We start from the raw sequence: 24,410 nt of genomic DNA, 5'->3' as shown, positions 1-24,410 counted from the left end.
TGGAATAAGACACTCCGTGGCTGGGGTCATGTCGTTTGACCAGTTTTTACCTTAGAATTGACCCCGACTTGACTCGTCCTTTTCGGAGGCGTTTCTGCGGCATGCGTTGGGGGACGGGGGAGGGTGTATGGACGGCGCCATGACGGTGGTGATCGCGCCCGGCACACCGCTCGCGCTCGACCTGCTCGGGCCCCTCGACGCCCCGCTCCTGGCCAGCGCCCTCGCCATGGCCGCACCCTGCGGGCCGACGCTGCGCCGGCACACCGCGACCCACCACACGCTCCAGCTGACCTGCCGGCCCGGTGAACGGCCCGCCGACCGGCCCGGCCTGGCCGGCCGGCTCGCGGACCTGCTGACCGACCCGGCCGCGGCCGACGGCCGCCCGGGCTGGTGGTCGGGCGTACTGGCCGCCCTGCCGCAGCAGCCGGCCCCCGGCCGGGAGGCGCACCCCGCCGGAGCGCCGGCCGGACTGCCCGCCTCCGCCCGCCAGCGCGAGGTGCTGCTCGACGCCATGACCGCCCCGCCCGGACCGCAGCTCCACCTCGGACAGCTGCACCTGCGCTGGTACGGGCCGCTGGACCGGCACCGGTTCGACGCGGCCTGGCAGGCGGTCGCCGACCGCGAGGCCGTGCTGCGCGCCGCGTTCGCACCCGGCCCCGGCCGGGGCGGCAGCGGGCCCGTCGTCACCGTGCACGAGCGGGTCGAGATCCCGGTACGGCACGATCCGTACGAGCCCGACGGCGCGGCCGGAGGTACGGCGGGCGGTTCGGCGGGCGGTTCGACCGGCGGGGCGGCCGCCTGGGCCGCCGTGCTCCGCGGCGAGCGCGAGCAGGCCTTCGACCTCGGCCGGCCCGGCCCGCTGCGCATCCGCCGCGTCGACGGGGAGCCCGGCGCCCACGGCCCCGACGCCCGGATCGTCCTGACGTACCACCAGGCCCTGCTCGACGCCCCGAGCGTGCAGCAGCTGCTGCGCTCCTTCCTGCGGGCGTACGCGATCGACGGCCGCCCGGCGGGCGGCGAGCGCCGCCCGTCACTCCCCGACCACCTGCGCTGGCTGGCCGCCCGGGACCCGGGCCCGGCCCGGGAGTTCTGGGCCCGGGCCGCCCCGCCCGCCGGGGCCCGTACGCTGCCCGCGGTCCCGGCGGGCGGGGCGGCGGACCGGCCGCCGCTCTCCGGCGGGGGCGCCGTCGGGTACGGCCGCGCCGTGGAACGGCTCAACCCCACCGAGGCGCTGCGGCTGCGGGGGTGGGCGGCCTCGTGCGGGGTCGCGGAGAGCACCGCCCTGCACGCCGCCTGGGCCCTCCAACTGCACCGGGCGGCTTCGCCCGGTCCCGGCTCAGAGCCCGTCCCCGTCGCGTTCGGGGTGACCGTCTCCGGGCGCGGCATCGCCCTCGAAGGCGCCGACCGGCTGCCCGGCCCGCTCGGCAATCCGCTCCCGCTCTCGGTGGACGTGGACCCGGCGGTCCCGCTGGCCCGGCTGCTGACCGACCTGCGGGACCGGGCGCTGGGCCTGGCCGCGTACGAGTGGGTCTCCGCCGGGCAGACCCGGGAGCGGAGCGACCCGTCCGGGGAGCACATCGGCCGCTTCGGGGAGCAGCCGCCGGCCGCATCGCTGATCACCTTCGACCGGGTGCCCGCCCGCCTCGGGGTGGGCGCGAGCGGCGATCCGGTGGACGAGGAGCTGGCCGCGGCCGACGTACGCGTGGGCCCGCCGGAGGCCGTCGAGGCGTACACCGGGCTGCCGTTCGCCCTCACCGCCCGCCACGACCGCGCGGGCGGTCTCGTCCTGACCGCCGACAGCGACCGGGCCCGGCTCGCCGACGCCGAAGCGGCCCGGATCCTCGCCCAGACCGCGCTGCTGCTGCGCGAGCTCCCGGAGGCGGACCTCCACCGCGCCACCGTCGCCGACGCGCTGACGCTGCTCGACGGCCTGCCCGTGCCGGTCGCGGTCGCCGGGCCGCAGACGGCCGCGCCCCGGCTGGTCACGCTGCGCCCCGCCGCGTACCCCGGCGCCGGGACGGTGCTGCTCGTACCGCCCCCGGACGCGCCGCCGGACTGCTATGCGGCGGTGGCGCGGGCGCACCGGGGGCTGCAGGCACTGGTCACCCTCGATGCCCCGGCCGACGCCACGGCCTGCCTCACGGCGCTGCGGCCGGTCCTCGCCGCGGCGCAGCCGCTGCTGCTGGGCTGCTTCTCCGGCGGCGGAGCCGTCGCGTACGAGGTGGCCGAGCGCATCGGCGCCCACGGCTGGCGGGCCCCGCTGGTGTCGATCGGCGGCACCGCCGACGGCGGCACGGCCTCCGCCCAGGACCTCTCCCGGGCCCTGTGGGCGGCCGCCGGTCACGAGTCCTGACCGGCCTTTCGGGAGGCGCGGGTCAGCGGCAGAGGGCCGTGTCCACGAGGTGCTCGAAGCGCCCCATGGCCGCCTGGTCCGAGGGCTTGGCGGTCACCGCGACGTCGACGGCGCGGCCGGTGTCGCTGACTCCGCCCCGGGTCTCGTAGCCGGGGAAACTGCCGCCGTGGCCCCAGAAGACGCCGCCGCAGGACAGCGGCGTGCTCACGAGCCCCAGTCCGTAGCGCGCGCGGGAGTCGAAGGGGTACCCGGCGGGGACGGTGGTGCGCATCTGGGCGAGCTGGGCCTGCGGCAGGAGGCCGCCACCCAGGAGCGCGGTGAAGAACCGGTTGAGGTCGGAGTTGGTGGAGATCAGCTGGCCGGCCGCCCAGCCCCAGGAGGGGTCCGTCTCCGTGATGTCACGCAGCGGCGCGCCCGCCTCTTCCCGGTAGTAGCCCCGGGGGTGGGGTTCCCGGATGGTCGCGTCACCGGGGGCGGGGAAATAGGTGTGGCGCAGGCCGATGCGCTGGATGATGCGCCGGTCGATCTCCTCGGCGAGGGGGCGCTCGGTGACCTTCTCCACGATCAGGCCGGCCAGGACGTAGTTCGTATTGCTGTACGCCCATCGCTCGCCCGGGGCGAAGACGGCCTTGTACCGGAGGGCGAAGTCGACGAGCTCGCGGGGCTCGTAGTACCGGGGTTGGAGGTCCGCCTGGGTGTAGTCGGGAACTCCGCTGGTCTGCTGGAGGAGCTCGCGGACGGTGATGTGGCTGCCGTCGATCCCCTCCCCGCGTACGAGGCCCGGCAGATAGGTGTCGACCGGGTCGTCGAGGCGGATCCTTCCCTCGCCGACCAGTTGCAGTACGACCACCGCGGTGAACGTCTTGGTGTTGCTGCCGACCCGCACCTGCCCGTCCCGGGGCACCTTCGAGCCGGTCGCCAGGTCGCCGACGCCCGCGGTGTACGTACGGGTGCGGCCGTCGGGGCCGGTGACGCTCGCCAGCGCGGCGGGCAGGCCGTCGTCCCGCACCAGCGCGTTCAGCCCCCGCTGGACGGTGTCCGGCCGGGCGGCGGCGAATGCCGCCGGCGGAGTCAGGGCGCCGATCGCCAGGACGCCGACGGCCAGGGCCGCCGCGGCCCTCGCGGCTCTGCGCGGGCCACCCCGCTGCCGCTGCTGCTGCCGCCGACCGGACGGACGAAACATCTGGGGTTCCTGCTCACGCACGGGCCAACTCCTACGGAAATCCTGGGGAAACCAGCGGTATGTGCCGGTCCCAGGATGTCCGAATGCGGCCGGCCGGGACGATCCCGCCAGCCACCCGCTCCACGTGGGGCTAACCCCCGGTCCCCGTGGGTGATGCACCCGTACGGGTGGCCGGTGCATGCATCCCGGAGCGGATCTGCCAGGGTGGTGGGCCATGTGGACCTTCGGGGTCCTGTGATGCGAGAGGGGAACGTCATGACCGAGGCCGAGCTCAGGGCGCTGTTCGACGAGATCGACACGGACGGCGACGGGCGGATCAACATCGTCGAACTGGCCGAGGGTTTCAAGGCCGAGGGCGCCCAGGGGCACCTCGCGGAAGAGGTCAAGAAGGCCATGGCGGCCGACGCGAACCACGACGGTGTCCTCGACTTCGAAGAGTTCCGCACCCTGCTGAAGTAGCGGCATCCCCAGACGGCCCCCGTCGGTCCCGGAAAGGGTCCGTACGGGGGCTGACGTATGTCCGGCGCGGCGCGGGCGGTTACGGGCGGCGGGGGCGGAGGGAGAGGGCTGTCAGGAGGGCCGCCGTGGCGAAGGCGGCGCCTGCGGTGAAGCCCGCCGACATCGTGTCCGCGAAGTCGGCGCGACCTGCGGACGCCGTCACCATCAGGGCGATGCACAGCGAACCTCCCACCGACTGGAGGGCGTTGAGCACGGAGGCCGCGGAGCCCAGTTCCTCGGGGCGCAGCCCCGACGTGGCGATCACGGTCGGCGGGATCACGCAGAACGCCATGCCCGCGCCCAGCAGGAGGAGGCCGGGGAGTACGCCCGTCAGGTACGCGTCGCCCGGACCGAGGTGCGAGAGCCACAGGTTCTCGGCGATCAGGGCGGTCGTGCCGATCGCCATCATCGGCTTCGGGCCGATCGCCCGTTCCACCCGTACGCCCACACCGGCCATGGCGGCCATCGTCACCGGCACCGGGAGCAGGCCGAACGCCGCCTCCAGCGGGGACCAGCCGTGGTGCTGCTGGAAGAACTGGCTCAGGAAGAAGTAGGCCCCGATCAGGCCGCCCGGCAGGACCAGCATGCTGGAGAAGGCCAGCGCCCGGTTCCGGTCCCGGAAGAGCCCGAGCCGGACGATCGGCTCGGCGGCGCGGCGCTGCGTACCGACGAACACGGACAGCAGGACGAGGCCGGCGAGCAGCGGACCGGCGACGAGGACGTCGCTCCAGGGGTGTTCGGCCGCCTGCGACAGCCCGTACACGAGTGCGGCGGCGCCGAGCGCGGAGAGCAGCGCGCCGCGCAGGTCGAAGCGGCCGCGGATCCGCTCGGTCTCCGCGATCACCCGCGGGGCGAGCAGGACGATGGCCAGGCCCATCGGGACGTTGAGCAGCAGCACCCAGCGCCAGGAGCCCGCCGAGGTCAGCGCGCCCGCCAGCAGCAGGCCGCCGGCGGTGGAGGCCGCGCCCACCGCGGTGCAGACGGCGATGGCCCGCTTGCGGGTGGCCCCCTCGGCGAACGTGCTCAGCATCAGCACGAACCCGTTGGCCGCGGCGCACGCGGCTCCGGCGCCCTCCACGGCGCGTACGGCGATCAACAGTTCACCGCTCGGGACCACGGCCCGGACCGCGGCGGCGGCCGTGAACAGCGCCACGCCCGCGACGAAGACCTTGCGCCGCCCCAGGATGTCGCCGGCCCGGCCGCCGAGCAGCAGCAGGCCGCCGAAGGCCAGCAGGTAGGCGCCGATCACCCAGGACGCGGCGAGCGCCGACAGCCCCAGATCGGCACGGATGCCGGGCAGCGCGATGTTCATGATGGGGTCGTCGAGCTGGATCATCGCGTTGCAGCCCGCGATGACCGCGAGCGCGAGCCCGGGGCGTGCGAGGCGCTCGGGGCGCGCGCCGACCGGGGCCGGCGTACCGACCTCGGCCGCGGCGGGGCGCTCGGTGACGGACGCGGACATGCACTGCCTCCCACATGACGACTTGACCACTTGACGATTTGTCGAGGTGAAGTCCTCACGGTCCCAAGGAGCGCTGGAGGAGCGCTGCACTTCAGACGGAGGCGGGTGCCTGTGCCGGGGTCCCCTCGCGGCGGTCGGCCGTACGGCGCGCCCAGGCCACCGACGGGCCGATGGCCGCCGTACCGGCCAGGAAGACGGCGCCCATCGCCAGCCAGCCCAGCGAGTCGTCGACGGACACCAGGAACGACACCACGGCCGGTCCCAGCGTGGCCTGGACGACCACGTGCAGGTGGAAGGCGCCCAGGTACTCGCCCCGGTTCGCGTCGGGGGCCAGGCCGAAGCCCAGTCCGAAACCGCTCGCGGACTGCCACAGTTCGGCCGCCGTGAACATCAGGACGGCCGCGATCGCCACCACACCCGTGAGCCGGGCCCCGGTCCAGCCGGCCACCGCGAGGGCCGCGCAGGCCGCCACGCTGACCAGGCCGGCCTTGCGGGCCGCGACGACGGCGCCGTCCAGCGTGTCGGCGCCCTTGGCTGCGGCGACCTGGCACAGCACCACCAGCACCGTGTTCACCGCGAGGATCAACGGCACCACGGACCGCGGCAGATCGGTCATGCGCACGATCCACAGCGGGATGCCCACGAGCAGCACCGCGCTGTGCAGCGCCAGCAGGCTGGACGCGCCGATGACGCTCAGGAACGGCCGGTCCCGCAGCACCTTGAAGTGCCCGCCGCCGCCCGCGTTCGGCCGGGCCCCGGACGCCGGCAGCCGCAGCACCAGAGCCGCGGCCGCCAGGAAGGTCAGGCCGTTGCCGAGCGGCAGCAGCTCCAGCCAGCCCCCGCCCAGCCCGATCAGGGCGGCCGCGGCCAGGGCGCCGCCGGAGAAGCCCACGTTGAACAGGGAGCGCAGCGCCGCCCGGGCGGTGACCCGGTCGGCCTCCGGCACCAGGTCCATGATCAGCGCGCCGAAGGCGGGCCCGCAGCCGAACTCCAGGGCCCCGATGGCGATCACCACCGGGAAGAAGCTCCAGGCCGACCCGACCAGCGGGTACAGCACGTACAGCCCGGCCAGCAGCGTGAGCAGCACGGCCAGCATCCGCCGGGCCCCGAACCGGTCGGCGACCCGGCCCAGCAGGATGCTGGAGACGAACCCGCTGAAGCCGGCGAGGGAGAGGCCGAGGCCGACCGTGGTGATCGGCAGGCCCGCCACGACGACGAAGTACACCGCCGAGCCCGCCATGAACAGGCCGCTGCCCAGGCTGTCCACGAAATGCAGGGCGCCCAGCGTCCGGGCCGGGCCGCGCAGGGAGGAGAAATTGCTCTGGAGGAAGGATTTCAGCACGGCAGGTCCGATCGTCGAACGCGTCAGGACAGGGGGAGGGGGGTGGGAGCGGGGGTGGGGCCGGGGAGCGGGCGTACGGGCGGCAGGCCCTCGGCCGGGGCGGGGGCCACCAGTACGCCGGTCAGCCCGGGCTCCAGCAGGTACGTACGGGCCGCTCGGGCCACGTCCGCGGCGGACAGCGCGCGCACCCGCTCCTCGTAGCCGCCCAGCCATTGCGGGGACAGGCCGCTGACCAGCGTTCCGGCGAACACCGAGGCCAGTCCGGAACGGGAGGAGCAGGCCATGGCCATCGAGCCCACCGTGAAGTTCTGCGCGCCGAGCAGTTCGGCGGGGGCGAAGGCCCCGGCCGCCAGCCGCTCCAGCTCCTCGTCGATCAGTACGAGGGCCCGCGCGGCCCCGTCGGACCGTACGTCGGCCTCCAGCGTGAACGCGGCCGAGCCGCCCAGCGGGTCGAGGACGGCGCGCGGCGCGTACGACAGGCCCTCGCGCTCGCGCAGTACGGCCGTGAGCCGGCTGCCGAAGTAGCCGCCGAGCATGAGCACGGCCACCTGGAGCGCCGGATAGTCCGGGTGGACCCGGCCCGGCACGTGGCCGCCCAGCCGGATCAGGGTCTGCGGCACGCCGGGGGAGACCAGCGTGGCCGTGCCGCCCGCCGGGCGGCCTCGCGGTGCGGCGGCCGCCCGCGGGGCGAGCCGCGGCGGGGCGGGCAGCAAGGGCCGGGCCGCGTCGAGGAGTTCGCCGGCCGGCCCGCGCCCGACGACGACCGCCCGCCGGGCCGATACCGGGGCCCCGGCCAGCAGGGCGGCGAGGGCCCCGCCCGTCACGCCGGGCAGGCGGGCGGCGGTGGCGGTGTGCCCGTACGCGTGGGTGCCGTACACCGCGGAGAGGAAGCCCGCGCGCGCGACCACCGTGGGGTGGCGCTCCGCCGCGGAGAGCCGGGCGGCGACCGCGGACCGGGCCCGGTCGACCCGCTCGGCGCCGAACAGGCCGCCGGGGGCGGGGCCTTCGGACTCTTCGGAGCCTTCGGAGCCCTCGGGGCCTTCGGAGCCCTCGGGGCCTTCGGAGCCCTCGGGGCCTTCGGGGCCGAGGGCGGCGCCGATCCGCGCGCACACCTCCGCGAGGTCGCCGGTGAAGGAGCGCGCCGAGACCACGATCCGGTCCGGGCGCGCCTCCGCCCGTACGACGGCCAGCGCGCCGGCCGCCTCCTCCAGCGCCTCGCGCAGCGCCTCCGCGGCCACGTCCACCTCGGTGGCGTGCGCCGCCGCGGGCCCCGGGACCAGGGGCAGCAGCAGCCGGGCCTCGGCGAGGTCCCCGGTGCCGGCCCGGTCGACGGCGACGAGGGTGCCGCGGTCCAGCTCCAGCTGCCGGTGGGCGGGCGCGGTGAAGTGCGGTGCCGGGGTGGTGGGGGTGATGGGGGTGGTGGTGGCCGTCGTCATGCCGGGGCTCCCGCGGTCGTGGGCATCGGATCCGGTACGGGCGCCGCGGCCCCCGGGAGGCTGGTGATCCGGGCCGCCGGGGCCTTCGCGTACACCGCGGCGAGGCGGGCCACATCGGCGGCCGACACCGCGTCGACCGCGGCGGGCAGTCCCGCCAGATGGCCCGGGTCCCCGTGCACGGCCGCGCCGACGCCCAGCCAGGACGCCTGGCCCGCCACCGAGTCCAGCTCGGCGTGCAGGTGCATGGCCAGCCGGCGGCGCAGCGTCGCGAGCGGCTCGGCCACCGGCAGGGAGCCGTCGGCGATCCGCGCGAACACCGACCGCAGGCAGTCCTCGGCCGCATCGGGGGAGGTCTCCACCGGATGCGGGAACTCCACCGCGAACAGCGAGGCACGGGCCACGTCGAAGGGGTTGCCCGTACGGTTCACCCGGGCCCGGAACGCCCCCCAGGGGTGCGCGTCCGCGCCGTGGCGGCCGCAGTCGCCGCCGACCGTCTCCAGCAGCTCGCTCAGCAGTACCGTCGCGAGGTGGTCCGCGGGCGCCGCCTCCGGGTCCGGGACCCGCCAGCCGAGCACCGTACGGCCCGCGGGCGCGACCCGTTCGGCCCGCCGCCCGTACCGGCTCTCCGTCAGCGGGGGCTCGACGGCCGGCTCGCGCTGCCAGGTGGGCCGGGCCGGCACCGGCCCGAGCAGCCGCTCCACCAGCTCCCGCGCCCGCTCCGGGTCGAAGTCGCCCACGACCGCGAGGTGGATGTTGCCGGGGGAGTAGGAGCGCTCGAAGAAGGTGCGCAGCTCGGCGGCGCCCAGCGACTGGAGCGCCTCGATGTCGCCGTAGCCGTTGTGCCGGTTCTCCCAGGTGTCGTGCAGCAGCTCGGGGAGGTCGAACAGGACCAGGCCGCCGTGCGGCCGCTGGAGCACGTTGCGCCGGATCTCCGCCTGTACGACGGCGATCTGGCCGCGGATGTGCTCCGGGCTCAGGTCGGGCTCGGTCAGCCGGTCCCGCTCGATGCGCAGCCCGAGCTCCAGGCCGTCGGCGGGCAGGATCTGCGTGTACTGGGTGTGGTCGGCGGAGGTCCGCGCGTTCATGGTGCCACCCATGGCCGTGACCGCCGCGGTCAGCGGGCCGTCGGCGGTGGAGCCCTGGACCAGGACGTGCTCCAGGAGGTGGGCCGCACCGGCGACCGGCTCGTTGCGGAAGCCGGTGCCGACGTGCAGGCAGGTGGCCACGACCTGGCAGCCGGGCAGCGGCTGGAGCAGCACCCGCATGCCGTTGGGCAGGGTCAGGTCCGTCAGGTCCGTCAGGTCGGTCAGGTCCGTCTGGTCCGTCAGGTCCCTGAGCTCCGACTCGTCCGTCGGCTCCGTCATGATTTCTCCTCGTCGCCGCGCAGGATCGAGAACAGCACCTGGTCGTGCCAGCGGCCGCCGCGCCACTGGGCGCCGCGCAGCACGCCCTCGCGGGTGAAACCGGCCTTCTCCAGCGCCCGCTGCTCGGCGAGGTTGCGCACGTCGGTCCAGGCCTGCACCCGCTCCACCCGCGTGTGCTCGAACAGGTAGCGGGCCAGCTGCCGCTGCGCCTGCGTGCCGAAGCCCCGGCCGCGGGCGCCCGGCACCAGGCCGATGCCGAGCGTCCAGCAGAACGACGTGTCCATCCGGCCCCAGGTGGACTTGAACCACTCCACGCGCCCGACGGTGTCCCGGCCCGCGAGCACGCTCAGCATCCCGCCGTCCGGGCCGAGCAGCCCGTCCTCCGCGTGGCGCCGGCGCAGCCGCGAGGCCGTGAAACCGAACCACTGGAAGGGGCCCGTCCCGTCTTCCCCGGCGAAGGCCGTCTCGAACAGGTCCAGGTCCTCGGCCGTGACGGGGCGCAGCGAGACTCCGCCGGTCGTCGTCATGCGGCCACCCCTTCCGGTACGCGGTCCAGCGGCAGCGGGCCCTCGGCGTCGACGACCTCGCGCCAGCCGGGCGGAGCGATCCCGCGCCGCAGATCGCGGTGGCCGGGCAGCCAGCCGGCGGCGAAGTCGACCAGGGGCCGCAGCGGCACGGCCCGGCACACGGCGGCGCCGACGAGCGTGCGGGCCAGCGGGGCGCCGCAGGCCTCGTACGCCGCGCCCAACCGGTCGAAGTCGCCCTCCCAGACGAGCAGTTCGGGCACCTCGTGCCAGCGCGTGCCCGCCGGGCCGGCGACGGGCAGCGGCCACAGGCCGGCTCGGCGCCCCGGATAGGCGGCGGCGTACTCGGCCAGGTGCAGGGCGGTGCACTTGTCCCAGCCGGTGCCCAGCATCAGGACCGTGGCGTCCAGCCGCCACAGTGCGCCCAGCGGGCTCTGCGCGGACAGCCGGTACGCGTCCGGATGGGACCGGGTGACCTCCCGCGCGCGCGGCCCCTCGGCCACGAACGACACGTGCGGATGCGGCGAGCGCAGGCTGCCCGGCAGCGCGCGCAGCAGCTCCGGCAGTACGCCCATGGTCCGGGAGACCGGCGTGCGCAGCGGATCGAAGACCGGCATCGCGGCCGCGGCGGCGGCCAGGTCGGCCCGGACCAGGTCCGGGGCGCGCCAGGTGCCCGGATGGCACAGCTGCGGGGTGAAGGCGGGCATGACGAGCGTGCCGTCCGGTCCGACGGCCTCGCGCAGGGCCCCGTACACGGCCTGCGCGCCGCCCACGACGAACCCGAAGGCGCTCAGCGAGGAGTGGACGATGGCCGTGCCGCCGGGGCGGACGCCCAACGCGCCGAGCGCGTCGGCGAGTTGCCGCCGGGTGACCACCTCGCGCCGGACGTCGGAACCGGGCTCATGCCGCGTCATCAAGGCCTCCCATCGCCAGTTCGGCGAACCGCGCCGCCAGTTCACCCGTCAGCTCGTCGGCCGGCTCGGCGGCCGCCTCGCCCGCGAGGGTGCTCGCGCAGGCCGTCAGCACCCACCGGTACCAGGCCCGGATGTTGCGCGGCCGGCTCAGCGGATGCGCCTCCGAGCGGAAGAACGCCACCTCGGAGCGGACGCCCTGGCGGGACAGCTGCCGGTGCACGCGCAGCGTCTCGGTCGGCGGCACCAGCCCGTCGTGCATGCCGTGCGAGAGCAGGACGCGGGTGCCCTCCGGCACCGGCCGCATCGGCAGGCTGTTGTCCCGGTAGCGCACCTGCTCCGCCGTGGCGGGGTCGCCGTACTCGCGCAGCCACTGCCAGCCGACGTCGCTGCTCTCCGCGACCTGTACGAGGTCCAGCGGCGCGGCGTGCGAGGCGATCAGCCGGGGCTCCAGCGCCGCGGCCGTACTCAGCGACAGGTAGCCGCCGAAGCTGCCGCCCATCAGGGCCAGAGGCAGTTCCGCGAGGCCCGTCTCGGCCCGCAGCTGCTGCACCTGGCGTACGGCCACGGCGGCGATCCCGGAGCGCCAGTTGGCCCAGCCGCCGGGGACGGCCGACACGTACCCCAGCGACATCGGGGGCTCGATCAGCGCCACCGCGTACCCGGAGGCCACGAAGGGCCACGGGTTCCACCGCCAGGACCACTCGGTCCAGCTCTTGAAGGGGCCGCCGTGGAAGAACACGACCAGCCCGCGCGCCGGGCCCCCGGCGGGCCGGCACAGCCAGCTCGCCAGCGCCCCGGTCGCGCCGGGCACGGCCTGGCGGTGGTAGGACAACGCGCCGGGCAGCGTGGGCCGTTCGCTGGCCTCCACCCGCTCGGCGGGCGCGTCGCCCGACAGCGGGACGACGTCGACGGCCGGGGGCGTGTCCAGCGCGGAGACCAGTACGGCGGCGCGGCCGCCGCGGACCTGCACGCTCTCCACCGATGCGGAGAGGGGGACGTCGCGCCAGCTGCCGCGGGCCACCTCGTACGCGTACAGGCGGCGCCGCGGGCCGTCCTCCGCCGTGCACAGGAGCCGGCCGGGGCCGTCCCAGCCGACCGGGCGCTGCCAGGTGCCGGCCGGGGCCGCAAGGACGGTCAGCTCCGGGGAGCCGGGGCGGATCAGGCAGGCGGACTGGACGGGCGGTGCGTCGTTCGTAGGGACCGAGGTGCCGAGGTAGGCGACCTGCCCGCTGCCGTCCGGATCGGCCACCGGGTAGCAGAGGTCGATCCCGTCGAAGAGCAGGCTGCGCTCGGTCGTACCGTCCTCGGGGCGGACCGCGAGGAGGCCGAACCGGCGGATTCCGTCGGGGCGGTGGTGGGCGAGGCCCAGCAGCAGGGTGTCCGGGCCGGACCAGGCGGCCTCGCCGGTGAGCGAGGCGCCGTCCGGGACGGTGACGGACAGGTCGCGGCTGCCCGCGTCTTCGTCGATCGGCAGCAGCAGGATCTGCCAGGCGCCCTCGGGCCGGCGTACGGCGGCCAGGCTGGCGTCGGCGCCGGCCGACCAGACGGCGTCGGACCCCTGGAGCAGCCCCTCGGGGTGGGCGCCGAGCGGGCCGGCCGTACGGATCACGCAGGCGATGGTGGTGGTCCCGGGCCGCGGTGCCAGGGTGGCCACCTCGCCGCCCACGTGCTGCAGGACGCGCTCTGTGCCGTCGTGGGAGGACCGGAAGGTGACGGCCCGTTGGCGTACGTAGAGGAAGCCGCCCGGGACGGTGATCGTCTCGCCGGCTTCGGTGACCGACCAGTCGGCCGCCCAGGTCCCGGCGGGGCCGCGGCGGTATCCGACCAGGGTCGGGACGAGCGAACCGAAGCCGTCCGGGGCGTCCGCGCGCAGCAGCAGCTGCCCCGCGCCGTCGTAGGCGGCGACGGCCTTGGGCCGGGGCTCGGCGGCGAGCGCCTCGACGAAGGCGGTGGCGGGGTCCTGGGCGGTGGTCTTCATGGTCGGCATCACGGGGGTCATCAGGCGGCCGCCCTCTCGGTGAGCAGGGCGACGAGCGCCGGGTTGAACGCGGCGGCGAGCCGGGCGGCCTCCGCCTCGTCGCGGAAGCCGCGCTCCAGGGCGGCCAGGCGGTACTCGTGCGGGCGCTGTACGCCCCACAGCCGGCGCAGCAGTGCGTGCCAGCGGACGGGCGGTACGGGCGGTACGGGCGGTACGGGCGGTACGGGCGGTACGGGCTGTACGGGGGACGGTCCGGCCGGGGCCGCCAGCCGCAGGCACCACTGCTCCAGCTCGGCGAGGCCGGTACCGGCCAGGGCCTCCGGCGGCAGGTCGGCGTAGACGAGCCGGCCCGGGCGCAGCCGGAACGTACGGGCCAGCAGCCGGTCCTCGGCGGACCAGTGCGCGGTGGCGGCGGTCGGCCGGGCCAGCCGGGCGTCGGGCCGGGTCGCGGGCGCGAACCCGGCGGCGCCGAGCAGGGCCCCGGAGCCCACGCCGCCGGGCAGGCCGACGGAGTCGGCGGCCATCCGGCGGGCGTAGGCGCGGTGCCGCTCGGGGAAATCGGGCTCGAACAGCTGCAGGCAGGCGAGCGCGTGCCGCGACCCCACCACGGATCCACTCCGCACGGGCCGTCGCTCGAAGGCCCACTCGGCCCCGTACGAACTCCCCCAGACGGCCGCGGCCGAGGCGTCGGCGGCGACCCCCCAGCCCGAGTCCCCGGCGGGCTCGTTGGCGGGCTCGCTGGCGGATTCCGCCGCGAACTCGGCTTCCAGGAGGCGGAGGGCCGACAGGGCGTCCTGGGTCTTGACGTCACCGTGCGCGGCCAGGTGGTCGAGGAGGCGCCGCATCGCGGGGCGGGCGGGGCCCGCGTGGTGGAGGAGTGCCTGCTCGGAGCGTTCCGTGAAGTGCAGGGAGTCCGCCACCTGCCGGATCTGCGCCCCCTCGGTGGCGGAGAGCCGCCCGGCGGCCGTCAGTTCCGCGACCGCGTGCCGGACGGCGACCGTCGCCACCGTGAGGCGGCGCCCTCCGTCGCCGTCAGCGGCATGCAGAACGCCCACATCGGCATCCGCGACCAGCTCGCCGCAGCGGGCCGCCGTATGGACGTGGCCGAGGCCGCGCATGCCGAAGCCGGCCAGCTCCGCGGCGCGCAGCGCGCCCAGGCTGGCCGTGCCCGCGACGCGCACCCCGAGGGCGAGCACCGCGAGGATCTCCTTGTGCCGGATCGGCGCGAAGTGCTGGTAGACGCCGTCGATGACGAGCACCTGGTCGCCCGGCCGGAGATCCAGCGCGAACAGGTCGCCGTGCCGGACCGGCGGCAGGTACGTGAACGAGCCCTCGGGCCGCTCGGCCGCAGCCAGCGTCGGCCCCACGAAGGCGATGCGGCGCGGTGGACGGGCTGGACGGGCTGTCACACGAAGCTCCTGCTGGTGAGTTCCTGTGGGCGCGGGTGTTCCAGTACGAGGCCGAGGCCGGGGGCGAAGACCTGGACCACGGCCGGCCACGGGCGGCCGGGCGGGGTGAGGTCCACGGCGATGACCGGTCGGCCGGTGCGGGCGTGCACGGCGTCGACCAGTCCGTCCAGCACCTCGTCGAGGGAGGCAGGGGACGGGGGTGTGGAAGGGGATGCGGCTCCCGGCGCGGGGAGGGGCTCGGTGCGGGTCGGGACCGGGCGGGGGCGGCCCGCGGGGGCGCCCTGGAGGCGGAACGTCCATTCCGGGATGTCGTCGCGGCCGCCGCTGATCGTCGAGCCGCGGCTCTGCACGGCCTCCAGCAGGGCGCGTTCGGCCGCGATCGCCGCGTCCGTGTGGCAGCCCGATCCGGCGAAGACCTGCCACATCTCCGGCTGCGTCAGCCAGCAGGTGTACGTGTACGTCCCGGGCAGCGACGGGATCCGCTCCAGCACGGCCTCGCCGCCCGCCTCGCGGATCCGGTCCACGACCGGCCCGAGCCGCTCGCCCAGGCTGTCCGTCTCCACTCGTACGGCGTCCGCCTCGCCCAGGCGCGCCAGCGCGTCGCGCTCGCACAGCTCCAGCAGCCCGTGCAGCGCCGCCTCCACGTGGTCGTTGCCGCCGGCCAGGCCGTTGGTCGTCGTCACGAAGGTGCTCGGCTGCCACTGCCCGGCCGCCCAGCCGCGCAGGCCGACGGCCGCCGCGGGCAGCAGCGCGGGGGCGCCGCCGGCCAGGTCCCAGCCCGCGACCCAGTCGAGCTCCGTACGGTCGTCGACCAGCGAGACGGGATGCAGGGACAGTTCGGCGACGCCGTAGCCCGGCTCGACCTCCCGGGCGCTGCCGTACGCGACGCGCTCGGGGCGGGCCTGCTCCGACGCGGCCACCTCCAGCGACTCCATCACCGCGGAGATCCGGGCCGACGCGTGGTCGATGCCCTTCCCGGCGCTCGCCACCAGGGTGGCGGCCGCGGGCCGGATCGCGGTCCACACGGGAGTGCCGAGGGTGTCCAGACCGGTCAGGTCGGCCACCCGCGTGATGCCCCGGTCGGCGAGCAGCGGCGCCAGCCGGGCCCACGTCTCCTGCGGGGTACTGCTGCGCAAGGTGCCCCGGGTGACGGCTGCGGGTCCTCCGCCGGTCAGCCAGGGCGGACGGCGGGAGGCCCGCAGCCGGCTCACCGGTGCTCCCTGCGCAGGGTGACTGCGGCCTGGGTGACGGCCTTCTCGTTCGCGTCGGCCAGGTGGGCGAGGAGGGCCTCGCGCAGCAGCTCCGTACGCTCCGCCAGGGAGTGGCGGTGGTGGTTCTCCTCGAACGCGGTGAAGCGCGGGTCCGCCATGAAGGAGGCCAGCAGGACGTTGGCCAGGTTCTCGGCGGTCGGCTCCTCCACGGTGATCGCGATGTGGATGGAGTTGCCCTCGCGGGCCGTCGCGTAGTGCGGAGTGCCGTGCGGCATGTACAGCACGTCGCCGGGGCGCAGGGTTACCTCCACCCGCTCCTCGTCGGCGATCGGGCCCTCGTGGATGGTCGAGTCGCCGGTCGAACCGGGGTGGATGCGGCCGAAGACCCAGTCCTTGGTGCCGGAGACCTGGAGGACGAAGACGTGCGCGCCGTCGTAGTGGGCCTGCATGGCGGTCTTGCCGGGCGGGCTCAGGAAGACGAAGGACTCCAGGCCGCCGCGGAAATGCGGCTGCATGCCCTGGACGAGGGTGCGGATCCGCGGGTGCCAGTGCTCGGCCTGGTTGAACTTGAAGGTCGCGCCGGCCTCCCAGTCCTTGTGGATCTGCTCGGGCCGGATGAAGCCGGTGAGCTCGTGCCCGACCACGCGCCGCTTGGTGGACATGTCGCTGATCGCGGTGCGCACGCCCTCGTTGAACACGGTGAAGTAGGGGCGGGACAGCAGGCCGCACTCGACCTCGTCCCACATCTCCTGCTCGGAGATCAGGCCGGACAGGTCCGTCTGTGCGCGCAGTACGACGGGCTGGTTCGCCCAGTGGTCCCGGAAGAACACGGCGGGGTCGCCGACCAGATGGTCCAGGAGCGTGGGGGTGTGGGTCTCGATCCGGGTCTGGGCCTGGGGCTGGGCCTGGGCCTGGGCCTGGGCCTGGGCCTGGGCCTGGGCCGGAGTATCGGTCGTGAGAGTCATCAGCCGATCGCCTCCCGCATCGTGTCCACCGCCGTGCGCGACCACCGCGCGCCGTCCAGGGTCTTGGCCTGCTCGTACAGAGCCGTGCGCACCGCGCTCGTCCGCTCGTCCAGCGGGCGCTGGTGGAAGTGGTGCACGAGCTCCGGCTCGTCCTCCAGGAAGCGCTGCAGGAGCGCCTCGACGAGGTTCTCCGGGGTCGGGTCGGTGAGCGTGAACGTCAGGTGCAGCGACGGGCCGTCCACCGCGACCGCGTCGTGCGGCCAGCCGTGCGGGAGGTAGAGCACGTCGCCGGGCTCCATCGTGAACACGTGGGTGGGGCGGGACGCGTCGACGTCCAGTCCCGCGCCGGCGCCGACCTGGTCGGGCTCGGCGTACAGGTGCCACTCCTTGCGGCCCTCCAGCTGGATGGCGACCACGTGGGCGGCGTCGCGGTGCGGCAGCATGCCGCGCGACTCGTCGGGCGTCCAGAAGACGTACGAGTTCGCCGCGACGGGCAGGAACTCCTCCAGCCCGCGGGCGATGTCGCGGGTCTGCCGGTGCCAGTCCTGGAGCTGGTTGAGCTTGAGGGTCGCGCCGCGCTCCATGTGGCGGCGGACGGCGACCGGGTCGGGGAAACCGTCCCGCTTCTGACCGATGACGTCGCGCACCGACGTGTACGAGGTGACGGGGGGAACTTCGCCGTGCTTCAGCAGCGTGAAGTACGGCCACTTCAGCAGGCTCGCGTCGAGCCAGCGCTCGATGTCGGCGGAGCCGAGGAGATCCGACACGTCCACGGCGTTCTTGAGGATGCGGTGCGAGACGCCCCAGGCGTCTTCCAGCAGCCTGTCGCGGAGCGTGGCAGTCAGGGAAGCGGCTGCGGTCATGCGGGGAGCCAGCCTTTCGGTCGGGAGGAGCCTTCGGGACCAGAGGCGCCCGGGAGCGGGAAGCTCCCGGGCGGCCTTCTTATCTGCTACCTGCTACCTGCCGAGCGATCAGGCCTCGTTGATCTGGCTGAGGACCATCATCGGGGCGTCGTACGCCTCGTCGTTGCTGAGGACCGCGGCCTTGGCCGGGTCGATGACACCCTCACCGGCGAGGCGGGCCTCGGTCGGGTTGGCGACGAGCTCGGTGTCGTTCAGGTTGTTGAGGACGTCACGCAGGGCCATGGGAGTACCTCCTTGGTGCGCCACTGCGACTCAGTGGCGTCTGTTAACAGCATGTTCATGCGGACTTGATGGACCCTTAGGCGCCGCTGGAGTACGACCAAAGCCGCCCCGCACCCGCGCCACGAAACCCACAGGCCCCCGCCACGGGTCGCCCTGCACACGAGGCCGGCCGAGATACTGGAGGCCATGACGAACACCCCTGCCACACCCGCCCCGTTCTCACGGATCAAGATCCGGACCGGGGCGCTGGTCTTCTGCGGCGACGACGTCGCCCTCATCCGCCGAGACCGCGCCGGCTCCACCCACTACACCCCGCCCGGCGGCAACGTCGAAGACGGTGAAGACCTCGTCGCCGCACTGCGCCGCGAGCTCGCCGAGGAACTGGGCCTGGACACCGCACTGGCCGACGGTGGCGAACTGCTGTGGGTAGGCGACCAGCGCGTCACCCGGCCCGGTCCCACCCCGCCCCCGCGCAAGCTCCACCTGATCTACCGCTTCCACATCAGCCCCGATGTCCGGGCGACCCTCGCCGAGCAGGAACTGGACGAGCTCCCCGACGGCAGCCACGAGGTCGGCGTGATCGAGTGGATCGACTACCGCAAGACGGCCGAGCTGCCGATCTTCCCGCCCATCGGCCCCGCACTCGCAACTCTCACCGACCCCCGCGCCACAGTCGCAGATGCGGCCCTGGGCGCTGTCACCGACGCGAATTACACCTGGGTCTGACCTCCGATTCGCCGAGCAGCGGCATCCCCGCCGTATCCCGGCGGGGCGCCGGGCTCCCGCCTCTGCGTCTAGCAGTTGCCCCAACTGTTGGAGCTCCCGAGGTGGGCGTGGGCCGAGTCGCTGGGGGAGGACGTGCCGACCCTGATGACCTTGACGCTGCCCAAGTTGCCCTCGTACTGCCAGACGCAGGCGTTCAGGCCCGATGTGCCGTGGTTGTACCAGGACGAGTCGTGGTTGTTGATCGCCCAGGCCGCCCACGAGGAGTTCGTGCCGGAAAACTTGTACATGTTGCCCTGGTAGTTGATCTGGTCCCACACACACAGGTAGCCGCTCGGACAGTCAGCGGTGCCGGGAGTCGCTGCGGAGGCGCTGGAGACGGGGCCGGCGATGGTCAGCGCGGCGGCGAATCCCGCGGTCAGGATGGACACGAGGGTGCGGCGCATCGATGCTCCTCAAGTAGGGGTTTGCGCGTTCGGTCGTGCCCCAGGAACCTATTGCTCGGCCACGTTTTGCCACAGAGAGATCACAGAAGGTGGCAAATTCCGTTCAGGCATCGGCCCAAGGCGCCGTCTTGCCTCATCGCCCGCCGTCTGAGTGCAAGCACACGACGGCCGCCGCACCCCGATGGGGTGAGGCGGCCGTCTGCGGTGCTCGTGTTACTGGAAGATCTCCTCGCCGTCGAGGATGTCGAACAGTTCTTCCGCCGTGGCGGCGCTCAGGTCTTCTTCGGGGGACTCGGTGCCGAAGAGGAGTTCGCGGAGGTGGGTGGCGAGCTTGAGGGGGGACGGGTAGTCGAAGATCAGTGTGGGTGTCAGGCGGGAGCCGGTGAGGGCGCCCAGGCGGTTGCGGAGTTCCAGGGCCGTCAGTGAGTCGAAGCCGAGGTCCAGGAAGCCGCGGTCCGCGCGGACCGCGTCCTGGCCGGCGTGGCCGAGTACGGCTGCGGCGTGCGCCCGTACGACGTCCAGCAGTTCCTGTTCGCGCTCCTTGGCGGGGAGGGCGGACAGGCGCTCGACGAGGGCCGCGGGGTCGGTGCCGCGGTCGGCGGTCCGGGTCGTGGAGCGGGTGGGCTGGGGGATCAGGCCTCTGAGGAGCGCCGGGAGGTCGTCCGCGCGGGAGCGGAGCGTGGCCGTGTCCACGCGGAGGGGGACCAGGGCCGGGCGGCCCTTCGTGTGGGCCGAGGTGAAGAGCTGCAGGGCCTCTTCGACCTCCAGGGCCGGGAGGCCGCGTGCCGCCATCAGGCGGATGTCCTCCTCGATGGACTCGGTGAGGCCCGTCCTGGCGGCCCAGAGTCCGTACGCCAGCGACTGGGCCGCGAGGCCCTGGGCGTGGCGGTGGGCGGCGAGGGCGTCGAGGAAGGTGTTCGCCGCCGCGTAGTTGGCCTGGCCGGCGGCCAGGGTGAGGCCGCCCGCCGAGGAGATCAGCGTGAACAGGGCCAGATCCAGGTGCTCGGTCTGCTCGTGGAGGTGCCAGGCCGCGTCGGCCTTCGGCGCCAGGACGGCGTCGAGGCGCTCGGCGTCCATCGTGGCGATCAGGCCGTTGTCGCCCGTGCCGGCCGCGTGGACCACGCCGGTCAGCGGGTGCGCGGCGGGGATTCCGGCGAGCAGGGCCGCGACCGCCTCCGGGTCGGAGACGTCGCATGCGGTGACGGTGACCTGAGCCCCCAGCTCGGAGAGTTCCTCGGCCAGTTCGGCCGCGCCCTCCGCGTCGGGGCCGCGCCGGGAGGTCAGGACGAGGTGGCCCGCGCCGTGCTCGGTGACCAGGTGGCGGGCCAGGTGGGCGCCGATGCCGCCGGTGCCGCCCGTGATCAGGACCGTGCCCTCCGGGTCGAGGGCCGGTGTGTCGGTGGCCGCGTCCGTGACCGGGGTCAGGCGCGGGATCAGGAGGTCTGCCCCGCGTACGGCGCTCTCCGGCTCGGCCGAGGCGATGACGGCCGCCAGGCCGTCGAAGCCGGTGCCGCCCGCCGGGAGGTCGGTGAGCTGGATGCGGCCCGGGTTCTCCGCCTGGGCGGCGCGTACGAGACCCCACACCGGGGCCTGCACCACGTCGACGCTCTCCCCGGTGTCGGCGGCCACCGCACCGCGGGTCGCCACGACCAGCGTGGACTGCTCGAACCGCGGGTCGGCCAGCCACTCCTGGACGGCGGTGAGGGTGTGGCCCACCGCCGAGCGCACGGCCTCCGGAACCGGTCCATCGAACTGCGGGACCGGGAAGAGCACCGCGCCCGATACCGGGCCCGCGGGCACCTCGTCCCACACCTGGAACTCCGCGCCGGCCGCCGGCGCCGCCAGCGGACGCCAGCCGATCTCGAACAGGGTGTCCGGCTGTCCGCCGCCGAGCTGCTCCGGCGAGACCGGACGGAACGTCAGCGAGCCGATGGAGGCCACCGGCGCGCCGCTGCGGTCCGCGAGGTCCAGCGACAGGTTGTTCTCCCCGTGCCTGGTGATCCGCACCCGCAGCGAAGTGGCGCCGACCGCGTGCAGGGACACGTCCGACCAGGAGAAGGGCAGCTCCGTCTGCTCCTCGCCGGTGACGCCCTCGCCGACCCCGAGCGCGTGCATCGTGGCGTCGAGGAGGGCCGGGTGGATGCCGAAGAGCGCGGCTTCGTCGTGCGCCTCCTCGGGCAGTTCGATCTCGGCGTACACCGAGTCGCCTTCGCGCCAGGCGGCCTTGAGCCCCTGGAACACCGGCCCGTAGTCGTAGCCCTGCTGGAAGAGGAGCTCGTACGCATCGCTCACGCGCACCTCGTCCGCACCGGCCGGCGGCCAAGTGCCGAGGTCGGCGCCGACGGAGGCGGCGGCGGGCGCGGTACCGAGCAGGCCCTCGGCGTGCAGCAGCCACGGGGTGTCGGGCAGGGCGTCCTGGTGCCGCGAGTGGATGCGGATCGTACGGCGGCCCAGGTCGTCGGGGCCGACGGAGACCTGGAGGGCGACCCCGCCGCGCTCCGGCAGCACGAGCGGGGCCTGGAGGATGAGCTCCTCCAGCGCCGGGTAGCCGACCTGCTCACCGGCGTGCAAGGCGAGTTCGACGAAGCCGGTGCCGGGCAGCAGTACGGTGCCCAGCACGTCGTGGTCGGCCAGCCAGGCGTGGGTGTCGACGGAGAGGCGGCCCGTGAAGGTCACCCCGTCCGCGTCCGGGGAGGCGATGACCGCGCCGAGCAGCGGGTGGCCGGCGGGGGTCAGACCGAAGGCGGAGGCGTCGCCGCCGAGCGGGTTCTCGATGATCCAGTACCGCTCCCGCTGGAACGGGTACGTGGGCAGGGCCACGGGCCGGGCGGCGGTGCCCTGGTAGAAGGCGGCCCAGTCGATCCGGGCGCCCGCGGTGTGCAGGTGCGCCAGGGCGGTCAGCAGGGTGCGGGACTCGGGACGGTTCTTGCGTACGGTCGGCTCGATGATCGCGTCGTCCGTGTCGAGCGTCGTCCGGGTGAGCGCGGTCAGGATCGCGTCGGGGCCCAGCTCGATGAACCGGTTGACGCCCTTCGCCGCCAGGGTCCGGACGGCGTCGGTGAAGCGGACCGCCTCGCGGACGTGGCGCACCCAGTAGGCGGGCGAGGCCAGATCGGCGTCCGTGGCGAGCCGGCCGGTCACGTTCGAGACGATGGGGATCAGCGCCGGTTGGTACGCCACGCTCTGCGATACCAGGTGGAACTCGGCCAGGGCCGGCTCGACCAGCGGGGAGTGGAAGGCGTGCGAGACGCGCAGCCGGGTCGTCTTGCGGCCCCGCCCGCCGAACTCCTCGGTGATCGCCTCGACGGCGTCCTCGGCGCCGGAGACCACGATGGAGCGGGGGCTGTTGATGGCCGCGATCCCGACCACGTCCGAGACGTACGGGAGGACTTCCTCCTCCGTGGCTTCGATCGCGGCCATGGCTCCGCCGGCGGGCAGCGCCTGCATCAGGCGGCCGCGTGCGGTGACCAGGCGGGCGGCGTCCTCCAGGGAGAGCACCCCGGCCACGTGGGCCGCGGTGATCTCACCGATGGAGTGCCCGGCCAGGAAGTCCGGACGCACGCCCCAGGACTCCACAAGCCGGAACAGCGCGGTCTCGATGGCGAAGAGCGCGGGCTGGGTGTAAGCGGTGCTGTTCAGCAGCTCCTCGTCCTCACCCCAGATCACCTCGTACAGCGGGGTGTCGAGGTACGTGTCCACCGCGGCCACGACCTCGTCGAAGGCGCGGGCGAACACCGGGAAGGCGGAGTGCAGTTCGCGGCCCATGCCCAGGCGCTGCGCGCCCTGGCCGGTGAACAGGAAGGCCGTGCGGCCGTCGCGGACCTGGCCCTCCACCACGCCCGCGTCGGCGATCGTGCCCTCGGCGAGGGCCGACAGGCCGGCGAGGAGTTCCTCGCGGTCGGCGCCGACGACGACCGCGCGGTGCTCGTGCGGGGTCCGGGTGGTCGCGGCGGAGTAGCCGAGGTCGGTGAGCGGGAGTTCCTCGTCCGCGCCGAAGCGGGCGTGGAGCTGCGCGGCCTGGTCGGTCAGGGCCTGCGCGGAGCGGCCCGACAGGACGACCGGGACCAGCGGCAGTTCGCGGGCTCCGCCGTCGGTCTCGGGGGCCTGCGCGGCGGGGGCCTCCTCCAGGATGACGTGGACGTTCGTACCGCTCAGGCCGAACGAGGACACGCCCGCGCGGCGCGGGCGCTCGCCCGCCGGCCAGTCGACGGCCTCGGTCAGCAGCTGGACGTTGCCCGACTCCCAGTCCACGTGCGGGGTCGGCTCGTCCAGGTGGAGGACCTTGGGCAGCAGGCCGTGGCGCAGCGCCTGGACCATCTTGATGACGCCGCCGACGCCGGCCGCGGCCTGTGTGTGGGCCAGGTTGGACTTGAGCGAGCCCAGGTAGAGCGGCTTGTCGCCGGCGGGCCGGCGGCCGTACGTGGCCAGTACGGCCTGTGCCTCGATCGGGTCGCCCAGCGTGGTGCCGGTGCCGTGGGCTTCGACGGCGTCGACGTCGGCGATGGTCAGGCCGGCGTTTTCCAGGGCGCTGCGGATGACGCGCTGCTGGGAGGGGCCGTTGGGGGCGGTCATGCTGCTGGAGGCGCCGTCCTGGTTGACGGCGCTGCCGCGGATGACGGCGAGGACCTCGTGCCCGTTGCGGCGGGCGTCGGAGAGCCGTTCCAGGACGATGACGCCGACGCCCTCGGAGCAGCCGGTGCCGTCGGCATCGGCCGAGAAGGACTTGCAGCGGCCGTCGGCGGCCATACCGCGCTGGTGGCTGAAGTAGAGGAACATGTCCGGCTCGGTCATCACGGTGACCCCGCCGGCCAGGGCGAGCGTCGACTCGCCCGAGCGCAGCGACTGGGCCGCCAGGTGCATGGCGACCAGCGAGGAGGAGCAGGCCGTGTCGATCGTCAGGGCCGGGCCCTCCAGACCCAGGCTGAACGCCACCCGGCCGGTGACCAGGCTGCCGTCGCTCGTACCGGGACCGTAGTCGTGGTACATCACGCCGCCGAACACGCCCGTCTTGCTCTTGCGGAGCGTGTGCGGGGCGATGCCGGCGCTCTCGATGGCCTCCCAGGAGGACTCCAGCAGCAGCCGCTGCTGCGGGTCGAGGGTCAGGGCCTCGCGCGGGGAGATCCCGAAGAGGCCCGCGTCGAAGTCGCCGGCGTCGTAGAGGAAGCCGCCCTCGCGGGTGATCGTCCTGCCGAGCTTGCCCGGCTCGGGGTCGTACAGGGCGTCGGTGTTCCAGCCGCGGTCCTCGGGGAACGCGGAGACGCCGTCGCGGCCCTCGGCCACGAGCCGCCACAGGTCGTCGGGGGAGTTGACGCCGCCGGGGTACCGGCAGGCCATGCCCACGATCGCGATCGGCTCGCAGGCCCGGTCGGCCTCCTCGGCGAGCTCGCTGTTCTCCCGCTTCAGGCGCTCGTTGTCCAGCATGGACTGTCTGAGAGCGGTGACGAGTTGTTCCACTGA

The 24,410-nt window shown here is 74.5% G+C and carries 18 protein-coding genes; 3 read left to right on the top strand and 15 right to left on the bottom strand.

The window, feature by feature from the left end:
* Window positions 1-127: 127 nt before the first annotated feature.
* Window positions 128-2,353 carry a condensation domain-containing protein gene (locus tag OG509_RS41590; RefSeq protein WP_331742455.1) on the top strand — a complete coding sequence of 742 codons (2,226 nt, stop codon included), beginning with the start codon at window positions 128-130 and terminating at the stop codon, window positions 2,351-2,353.
* Between the two features lie 22 nt (window positions 2,354-2,375).
* Here OG509_RS41590 and OG509_RS41585 read toward each other — a convergent pair whose 3' ends face one another.
* Window positions 2,376-3,557, bottom strand: a complete 1,182-nt coding sequence (locus OG509_RS41585; protein ID WP_406187919.1) for a serine hydrolase domain-containing protein — start codon at window positions 3,555-3,557, stop codon at window positions 2,376-2,378.
* Window positions 3,558-3,611: 54 nt separating this feature from the next.
* Between OG509_RS41585 and OG509_RS41580 the strand changes: the two genes are divergently transcribed.
* A complete protein-coding gene (locus tag OG509_RS41580) occupies window positions 3,612-3,995 on the top strand; it encodes an EF-hand domain-containing protein (RefSeq protein WP_331742449.1) in 384 nt (127 codons plus the stop codon).
* A 79-nt stretch (window positions 3,996-4,074) separates the two neighbouring features.
* On the opposite strand, the gene OG509_RS41575 is transcribed toward OG509_RS41580, so the two are convergent.
* From OG509_RS41575 to OG509_RS41520, 12 genes are all read right to left on the bottom strand, one after another.
* Complete coding sequence (locus OG509_RS41575) at window positions 4,075-5,496, bottom strand: MFS transporter (protein ID WP_331742445.1); 1,422 nt, start codon at window positions 5,494-5,496, stop codon at window positions 4,075-4,077.
* A gap of 91 nt (window positions 5,497-5,587) precedes the next feature.
* The gene (locus OG509_RS41570; protein ID WP_331742443.1) at window positions 5,588-6,838 is read right to left on the bottom strand and encodes an MFS transporter; all 1,251 of its coding nucleotides are present in this window, start codon (window positions 6,836-6,838) and stop codon (window positions 5,588-5,590) included.
* A 23-nt stretch (window positions 6,839-6,861) separates the two neighbouring features.
* Entirely contained in the window at window positions 6,862-8,274 is a 1,413-nt protein-coding gene (locus tag OG509_RS41565; RefSeq protein ID WP_331742440.1) for an insulinase family protein, read from the bottom strand.
* On the bottom strand, window positions 8,271-9,638 hold the full coding sequence (locus OG509_RS41560) for a pitrilysin family protein (RefSeq protein WP_331742437.1): 1,368 nt from the start codon (window positions 9,636-9,638) through the stop codon (window positions 8,271-8,273). Before OG509_RS41560 ends, OG509_RS41565 begins: the two co-directional genes overlap by 4 nt.
* Window positions 9,635-10,165 carry a GNAT family protein gene (locus OG509_RS41555; protein ID WP_331742434.1) on the bottom strand — a complete coding sequence of 177 codons (531 nt, stop codon included), beginning with the start codon at window positions 10,163-10,165 and terminating at the stop codon, window positions 9,635-9,637. The genes OG509_RS41560 and OG509_RS41555 overlap by 4 nt, the downstream gene beginning before the upstream one ends.
* Window positions 10,162-11,076, bottom strand: coding sequence for an AAC(3) family N-acetyltransferase (locus tag OG509_RS41550; protein WP_331742430.1), 915 nt, complete (start codon window positions 11,074-11,076; stop codon window positions 10,162-10,164). The genes OG509_RS41555 and OG509_RS41550 overlap by 4 nt, the downstream gene beginning before the upstream one ends.
* A complete protein-coding gene (locus OG509_RS41545) occupies window positions 11,063-13,054 on the bottom strand; it encodes an alpha/beta hydrolase family protein (protein ID WP_406187918.1) in 1,992 nt (663 codons plus the stop codon). Before OG509_RS41545 ends, OG509_RS41550 begins: the two co-directional genes overlap by 14 nt.
* A 20-nt stretch (window positions 13,055-13,074) precedes the next feature.
* Entirely contained in the window at window positions 13,075-14,463 is a 1,389-nt protein-coding gene (locus tag OG509_RS41540; RefSeq protein ID WP_331742423.1) for a TfuA-like protein, read from the bottom strand.
* A complete protein-coding gene (locus tag OG509_RS41535; RefSeq protein ID WP_331742420.1) occupies window positions 14,460-15,674 on the bottom strand; it encodes a YcaO-like family protein in 1,215 nt (404 codons plus the stop codon). Before OG509_RS41535 ends, OG509_RS41540 begins: the two co-directional genes overlap by 4 nt.
* A complete protein-coding gene (locus tag OG509_RS41530) occupies window positions 15,671-16,639 on the bottom strand; it encodes a JmjC domain-containing protein (protein WP_331742417.1) in 969 nt (322 codons plus the stop codon). The genes OG509_RS41535 and OG509_RS41530 overlap by 4 nt, the downstream gene beginning before the upstream one ends.
* Window positions 16,639-17,502, bottom strand: coding sequence for a JmjC domain-containing protein (locus OG509_RS41525; RefSeq protein ID WP_331742414.1), 864 nt, complete (start codon window positions 17,500-17,502; stop codon window positions 16,639-16,641). Before OG509_RS41525 ends, OG509_RS41530 begins: the two co-directional genes overlap by 1 nt.
* A gap of 108 nt (window positions 17,503-17,610) precedes the next feature.
* Window positions 17,611-17,784, bottom strand: coding sequence for a hypothetical protein (locus OG509_RS41520; protein WP_159044106.1), 174 nt, complete (start codon window positions 17,782-17,784; stop codon window positions 17,611-17,613).
* A gap of 186 nt (window positions 17,785-17,970) precedes the next feature.
* Here OG509_RS41520 and OG509_RS41515 point away from each other — a divergent pair, with 186 nt between their 5' ends.
* Window positions 17,971-18,510, top strand: a complete 540-nt coding sequence (locus tag OG509_RS41515; RefSeq protein WP_331742411.1) for an NUDIX domain-containing protein — start codon at window positions 17,971-17,973, stop codon at window positions 18,508-18,510.
* 68 nt (window positions 18,511-18,578) lie between these two features.
* Here OG509_RS41515 and OG509_RS41510 read toward each other — a convergent pair whose 3' ends face one another.
* Complete coding sequence (locus OG509_RS41510; RefSeq protein ID WP_331742408.1) at window positions 18,579-18,953, bottom strand: peptidase inhibitor family I36 protein; 375 nt, start codon at window positions 18,951-18,953, stop codon at window positions 18,579-18,581.
* Between the two features lie 213 nt (window positions 18,954-19,166).
* A complete protein-coding gene (locus OG509_RS41505) occupies window positions 19,167-24,407 on the bottom strand; it encodes an SDR family NAD(P)-dependent oxidoreductase (protein WP_406187917.1) in 5,241 nt (1,746 codons plus the stop codon).
* Window positions 24,408-24,410: the final 3 nt, after the last annotated feature.

The organism is Streptomyces sp. NBC_01006 (genome assembly GCF_045162725.1).
Lineage (GTDB): Bacteria > Actinomycetota > Actinomycetes > Streptomycetales > Streptomycetaceae > Streptomyces.
Note: the sequence above shows the minus strand (reverse complement) of the source record. Positions and strands in the feature narration are given on the sequence as shown.